The sequence below is a fragment of the Falsiroseomonas sp. E2-1-a20 genome (assembly GCF_051433195.1).
In the GTDB taxonomy this organism is placed as follows: Bacteria; Pseudomonadota; Alphaproteobacteria; order Acetobacterales; family Acetobacteraceae; genus Falsiroseomonas.
The window spans coordinates 1-6,449 of record NZ_JBHMFT010000093.1 but is presented as its reverse complement, the minus strand read 5'-3'; the positions used below and the strand labels follow the sequence as shown (position 1 = coordinate 6,449).

General features: G+C 63.9%; 7 protein-coding genes. 4 read left to right on the top strand and 3 right to left on the bottom strand.

The window, feature by feature from the left end; all coding sequences use genetic code 11:
* Positions 1–660 precede the first annotated feature (660 nt).
* Complete coding sequence (locus ACFHPP_RS30085) at positions 661–1,209, top strand: hypothetical protein (protein WP_437166915.1); 549 nt, start codon at positions 661–663, stop codon at positions 1,207–1,209.
* 452 nt (positions 1,210–1,661) lie between these two features.
* Complete coding sequence (locus tag ACFHPP_RS30080) at positions 1,662–2,204, top strand: helix-turn-helix domain-containing protein (RefSeq protein ID WP_437166914.1); 543 nt, start codon at positions 1,662–1,664, stop codon at positions 2,202–2,204.
* Between the two features lie 219 nt (positions 2,205–2,423).
* Here ACFHPP_RS30080 and ACFHPP_RS30075 read toward each other — a convergent pair whose 3' ends face one another.
* Entirely contained in the window at positions 2,424–2,981 is a 558-nt protein-coding gene (locus ACFHPP_RS30075; RefSeq protein ID WP_437166913.1) for a chemotaxis protein CheB, read from the bottom strand.
* Positions 2,982–3,814: 833 nt separating this feature from the next.
* Positions 3,815–4,246 carry a hypothetical protein gene (locus ACFHPP_RS30070; RefSeq protein ID WP_437166912.1) on the bottom strand — a complete coding sequence of 144 codons (432 nt, stop codon included), beginning with the start codon at positions 4,244–4,246 and terminating at the stop codon, positions 3,815–3,817.
* Positions 4,247–4,711: 465 nt separating this feature from the next.
* On the opposite strand from ACFHPP_RS30070, the gene ACFHPP_RS30065 reads away from it, so the two are divergent.
* A complete protein-coding gene (locus tag ACFHPP_RS30065; protein ID WP_437166911.1) occupies positions 4,712–5,167 on the top strand; it encodes a hypothetical protein in 456 nt (151 codons plus the stop codon).
* A gap of 53 nt (positions 5,168–5,220) precedes the next feature.
* Here ACFHPP_RS30065 and ACFHPP_RS30060 read toward each other — a convergent pair whose 3' ends face one another.
* Positions 5,221–5,448 carry a hypothetical protein gene (locus tag ACFHPP_RS30060; RefSeq protein WP_437166910.1) on the bottom strand — a complete coding sequence of 76 codons (228 nt, stop codon included), beginning with the start codon at positions 5,446–5,448 and terminating at the stop codon, positions 5,221–5,223.
* A 156-nt stretch (positions 5,449–5,604) separates the two neighbouring features.
* On the opposite strand from ACFHPP_RS30060, the gene ACFHPP_RS30055 reads away from it, so the two are divergent.
* The gene (locus ACFHPP_RS30055) at positions 5,605–6,309 is read left to right on the top strand and encodes a recombinase family protein (RefSeq protein ID WP_437166909.1); all 705 of its coding nucleotides are present in this window, start codon (positions 5,605–5,607) and stop codon (positions 6,307–6,309) included.
* The last annotated feature ends 140 nt before the right edge of the window (positions 6,310–6,449 follow it).

The window sequence follows — 6,449 nt, the reverse complement described above, 5'->3', positions numbered from 1 at the left end:
AGGCCAACCCAGGGGCATGTTCTTGCCCACCCCCTCCCCTGCCGGCTGTCGGGGGGGGCTGGGGCAAGCCGGGGGTGGGGGGGTGTCTTTACACGAGGAAGCGTAAAATTGCCCGATCCGCGGCAGATACCACTTCGATCATCCCCCAACTGGCCGAACGGGTGCCGATGCTGGCGGGCCAGCGCAGGCCGACGCCCCTTCACAAGCCCATATTATACAACAATTTCAATCACTTACTAGGCCAAGACGTATGCGCGGGCGCTCTCCCCCTGCCGCTATGGCCCGGCAACCACCGCAGTCGCACCTATATCTCAGGTTGATTTTTACCTGCCGATGTGACACAAACATCGGTGGTGGCGCCCGGTTTTCCCTCGACTCTGGAAAACTGAAGGCGCTCAGAGCCTAGCAGCCCGATGGGCCGGCTCGACCAAATGCCAGCCGCTAACCCGCAGTTAGCCGCCAATTCCGGCCCGTCTCATGTCCTCTCCCGAAGCCGTCGAAACGCCCCATCTCGGGGCGCCGCCAGTAGTAAGTGATGTCTATCCCCTAGCCCTTCAGGGCCGTATTCTAGACCACCTTCCGTTCAAACAGGCCAGGAACCTAGTAAACGCTGCATCCTACGCAGACTTCATAGGTTCCCCGTTCACCCTGCATGTCACCATGGCCTGGAAACACTCCGAAGCTTCCGGCCTAACCGGCAAAGCCTTCATGGCCTTTCAGGGTCGAACCTTCGACAGCATGAAGTCTTGGCTGCACAGATACGGCCAGTTTATCGCCTTTGCTTGGCTTCGTGAGGATGGCCGCTACGGTCGTCACACCCACATGGCGCTGCATCTTGATCCAGCCCTTCGGGACGATCTGCACCAGCACATCCTCAAAGCCGGCCGCTTCAACGCCGATCCTGCCGGCATTGTCATCACACCCGACGACCGCCCATGCATGGCGACCGCGTTCCAGCGGTCAGGGCTGCTGCGCTACTTCCTCAAGCAAACCTCGCCCATAGCCCGCTTTGATGGCCGCCTGGTGATGCTGGCGTTGGGGGTGGACAACCAAGGCCGTGGCCCCTGCACCACCGAGGGCAAGCGTAGCGGCGTCAGCCACAGCATCGGGCGTGCTACCCGTGCCGCCGCCGGCTGGCGCGAGCTGGTCACGCTGCCGGAGCTTCACGCCGTGCTGCACCCGCCCAAGCGCAAGCGTTTCCACGCCTAGGCTGACCTGCCGTCAGCACCGGAGCCCGGTAAGGTGTGTCCTTACCGTCAGGGCATCGGATCGAAAGGGAGAACAGGTCCAGGATCGGCAGCCTGGTGGTGCCCGCAGGATGCCAGGACGGCACCGCCGACCAGTAGCAGCAGCCCAAGCGCTGCGGCGCACGCGATCCAAGGGTTCATAGGCGCCTCCCCTAGTGGCTCCTCCACTACCGGACAAGTCAGGCCAATGGTGCTGCGCCATTTGTCCACAGGCGGTGGCGCCCGAAGGGAGGGTAGGGTGGGAAGAAGAACCCCCCCCCGGTTCCGCTTGACCGATGGGCTGCACCGGGGGGGGGTTCTTTTCTAAGGTCTGTCTATCGCGCGCGCGCGCGTAGGCCCCCTCGAGTAGGTGTTGCCCGACTCCACCTAGTGGTGCTGTGGTGCTGCACCTAATCGGAAGCGATCCACAGGCCAATGTCTGCAACGCTGCACCCCCTCCGCACGCGCCCGAAGCGGCTCCGCGCCGAACAGGCCGAAAATTTGCGTCAGCATGTTCTGGCGTTCGGCGAGATGCCGGCCGATCTTAGATCGGGGATGCTCGCGTTCATTGACGCAGAGACGGCATCCGAGAACGGGTGGACCTTCGTCATGCTTTCGGCAGCCGCGAACGATCGCGTGGTGTCTTGGCTCCTGGAGAACAGCGCCACCCCCATCATCGCGATGCGGGTGTGGACCAAGCTGTTCCTAAGCCTGCGCCGCGACACGGGCGAGATTGTGAAAACCCGCGACGAGTTGGCCGACGTCGCAGGCGTGACCCCGCGAGACGTGACACGGGTTATGGGGGAGCTGGCGTCTATCGGCGCTATTTCTCGCAAGCGGGAGAAGGTCGCTGGCCTGCGTGGTCCTGGCGTGGTCCGCTATTTCATGAACCCATGGATCGCCACGCACCTCCCCGGCAAGGTGCGTGACAAGGCACAGGCTGAGGCCCCGCTTCTGCGGCTGGTGGAGACGCCGTAAGGTATTTGCAGATCCGGGAGTGTAGCGCGACACGGGAGGATGGGCGGGAAATCGTCCGCCGTGCAAAGGAGCGGATGACAGGTCCGCGGAAACGCCTCGCCGAGGCCAAGACCCAGGCCGAGAGGGACAAAGCTTACCGAGAGTGCGTGCGGGCCGCACTTAGCCTGCCGCCTGAATAAGGTCCGCGATCTGGCGCCGACCGCTCAGACGGATGGCCCGTCAAACAGAACAGAACGCCGCGACGACTAGCGCGATTTCAGCAACAGCCAAGCAGGCATCGGGGTTCCCCCGCTGGAGCGCAGCAAGCGGCATTGAAGGTGCGATCGCCTCATTCGGCTGCTGGACGATGGTCCTGCCACCACTGGCTTTGACCATGCGTAACCCTTCGGCGCCATCGCTGCCCCTGCCACTCAAAACAATGCCCATCACCCGCTCTCGATAGGCAGCGGCAGCAGATATGAACAAGGGATCGGCAGCAGGGCGAGTGTGGTTCACCTTCGGCCCATGGCCTAACCGCATCCAGCCTCGCTCCAGCAAGACATGATGATCCGGCGGCGCGACGTAGATACGCCCAGCCTCGATAACGGCACCATTGATAGCGAACGTTGCAGGAAGCCCACTGGCGCCTTTGAGAAGCTCCGGCAAGACGCTTGAGTAAGGGCCAATGTGCATGACCACGAACACCGCCGCCGTAGATGTCGACGGCACGGACAAAACGATTTGCCGTAAAGGAGCGAGCCCGCCAGTCGAAGCCGCAATCGCCACGATGGAGAGCATGATGCCAAGCTACGTCATTAAGACGGCGCAATGGAAGGCACGCAGCACCAACCATTAGATTTTATCCACTAGCCTCGCCGGAGAAAGAACGCCCGAAGCGCCCGTATATGGGGGCCGCCTTGGGTCCATGCCGCAAGCTCGGACCGTCCCGCCTCCACCTGGTGCATCACCTAGTCCCGCTCCCGCGCCAGCTCGGCCGCTCGCTGGTCCGCCCGATCACGCTCCCCCGCGCCGCTGCCTCCGGGCTACTCGTTCGAGAGAACGTAACGTGCGCCCCTGCCTGCTAGCCAGCACGCAATCGCGCCCACAATCCACATGATTGCCAGGATCATGCCGTCCGTCATTCGGTTTGATGTCGTTCCGAGAATGAGGAACAGGAGGGCCATCAGGCCACACAGCGCGGCGCAGATAGTGCCAATCCAGTAGAGGACCCTGCCTAAGCGAAATGTCATGGATTTGCCCTCTGGATGACTGCGCCCATGCGCAGGGCGCCAATGTCGTAACGATGCGCGCCGCCTCCGCAATGGCCGAGCAGCCCTGATTAATGAAGGTCCGCGAGACGGGTGTTAGCGGTCCTCACTGCGGTCGGCAGGAGGGCGGCCAGGAGCATGCGGTCCTTCAGCTAGCCAAAAAATCGTAGCGCCCACGGCGTAGGTGACGACCAAAATCGGCCCAACGGTGCCAAACATTTCGTTCGCCAGCCACGCGAACCCGCAGACGACCAGCACACCGCCGATCCACTCCATCATCTTGTCTATCAAAGAGGTCGGAGGAGGATCGTATTTTCCCATCGTTGCAATATTGCACCGGCTCCGCGTGGTCGCCAATACTTACTAGCCGCGCCGAAAAAACGCCCGCAGCGCCCGCGCTAGCGGACCCCCTTGCCGCCATGCCGCAAGCTCCTCCCGCGCCATCTCTGCCGCTTGGCGCTCCGCAGCCTCGGCCTGAAGCAGCGCCTGCGCCACGGCACGTTCCCGAACTACGTCGGCCTGTAGGGTCGCGGCCTGGGCCTCTGCGGTGCGAAGGGCGGCCCGTAATCCCTCCGCTTCACCTGTGGCTGCGGCAGCCACAATGCGTGCTGCCTCGCGCTCGGCTGCCGCCTTGTCGACGCGCTCCCGCTCCCGTGCTGCCGCCTCTTCTGCTCGATCGGCCCGGTCGCGCTCGCGCGTCCATGCTTCACGTAGGAGCGCCGCCTCGGTCTCCAGCACTTTGAGGCTGGAGGCGTCGTCCGGATGTATCCGTCCGGAGTCCGGTCCGGAGTCCACCTGTGACGTCCGAGGCGTCGTCCGGATGGTAGCAACGTCAGACGGACTTAAAAGGACGGTCGGCCGTCCATCATTCATACGAGGTCCGCGCTTCAGCGCACCGCGTCTTAAGCGGCCTCGGACCGCCTCGGCTTGGATGCCCAAGACGGCGGCGGCCTGCTCGTAGGTGTGAGGTGTTGGCTTGTCGTCCATCCGGACTCCGCTCCGGACCCGGATGGATGGTCCAGGTCGCGTGGAAAGGTGTCGTCCGGATGATCCAGAGTCCAGCCGGATGTTCGGGTGGTAGAGGAGGAGCGCAGCCGGGGCGAGGAGGAGGCGGCGGCCTCGACCCGCCCCGCGCTGCTATCCAGGACCGACGACCTCGCGCCGGCCGGGGACTAGATCGACATAGGATCAGCCGTGCTGGCATACAATTGAGCCGCCTAGGCGCTTCGCCGGCTGCTGACCGTAGGCGAGGCTCCGGCGATGACCGACGACGACTTAGAACGGCTCCACACCGGAATCCTGACGCAGCACGAGGCTGCCATCAGCCAGCTTGATCTCGCCTACCGGCTTTATATGGTTGGTGAATATGCCGCTTCGGTGACGCTCGCCGGAGCCGCCGAGGAGGTCCTAGGGAAGCTGGCCCCCAAGATCGGCGCCAGCAAAATGAAGTCAGGGATGGAGCTTCTAGCGTTTCGCACCGGATCGTCCGACCTCAACAAGGTGCGTAACTGGCTCAAGCACGATAGGGATTTTGATCTTCCCCGAGGCGAGGTTTTTCACGCCGCCTTTTCCATGATGGTGCGGGCTTTAAATAACGCCATCCGCTGCGAAGTCGATCTGGCTGAAAGTGCCTCCTCGATGCTGCAGGAAGTGTTGAGCAGATTCGAGGAGGTGGAGAGCCGCTTGCAGCGGGGGTCGCAGGGTGCTGCTACCTGATCGGCCGCCACGCATCGGCCTCGGTCCGGAGCAGCGGAGGGAGCCGAGACGGGTTAATCCGTCAGGCCGTAGTAGAGATGCCAGCCCCACGAGGTTCGGGTCTCGACGGTCCGCAGACAGCGCAAATCGGGCAACCTGACGTCCAGCGAGCTACGGCACATGCCGGTAAGCAGGGCGTATCGCTGGTTTTCTACGCGCACCAGGCGCGCGGCGACGAAGATCAGCAGGCCGGATAGCACGAAGATCAGGGCGGCAAGCCAAAGCCGCTGGTGTCGATTCATCTCAGGACCGTATCGCGGACTAGGTGCGCCGGCCAACCGCAGCCTCTGACGCCCGCTACGGCACTGGCGCCCCATTTTGTCCACTTCCCTTCAGGGAACTTGACAACAATGAGGCTGTAACCTAGTTTTTACCTAGGCAAACGGCAGATAGAACAAGTGGCAAAGCTCCCCAAGGCGACCCGGACGAAGGCCCTGGCCTACCTCCGCACCAGCAGCGCGACCAACGTGGATGGCGACAGCGCCGAGCGGCAGCGCATCGCGATCCGCGCCTATGCCGACCGGGCCGGCATCGAGGTCGAGGCGGAGTTCTATGATGCCGCCGTGTCTGGCGCTGACCCGGTGGACCAGCGGCCCGGCTTCGCTGCCATGCTGACCCGCATCGAGGGCAATGGCGTGCGGACGATCCTGGTCGAGAACGCCAGCCGCTTCGCCCGCGACCTTGCGGTGCAGCTCGCAGGCCATGCCCTGTTGCAGGCGCGCGGCATCGAACTCGTGCCGGTTGATGCGCCCTCCTACTTCACCGACCCGACGCCTACCGCCGTCATGGTCCGGCAAATCCTCGGCAGCGTGGCCGAGTTCGACAAAGCGAGCACGGTGGCGAAGCTGCGTGGCGCACGGGAACGGGCCAGTGCCGCCGCCGGCTACCGGGTCGATGGGCGTAAGGCGACCTTACACGGGGACGCCCTCGCCATGGCCCGCCGGCTGCGACGGAAGAACCCCAAGACCGGCGACCGCCGCAGCCTCCGCGACATTGCCGCCGCGATGGCGGAGGCCGGTCACGTCAACCCACACACCGGCAAGGCCTACAGCCCGGAAGCCATCCGGCTGGCGCTCGATAACGCCGGGGCAGCCAAGGCATGACCACCCCCCCCGGTGGTGGCATGACCCATCCCGGTTGGGGGTATGCCCCAGGACGCCTCAGGATGCCCGGAGACGCCTCCAACCATCATTGAGCTAGGACACCACCAGATTTGCCTCCCAGGCCACCATACGGCCGCCCT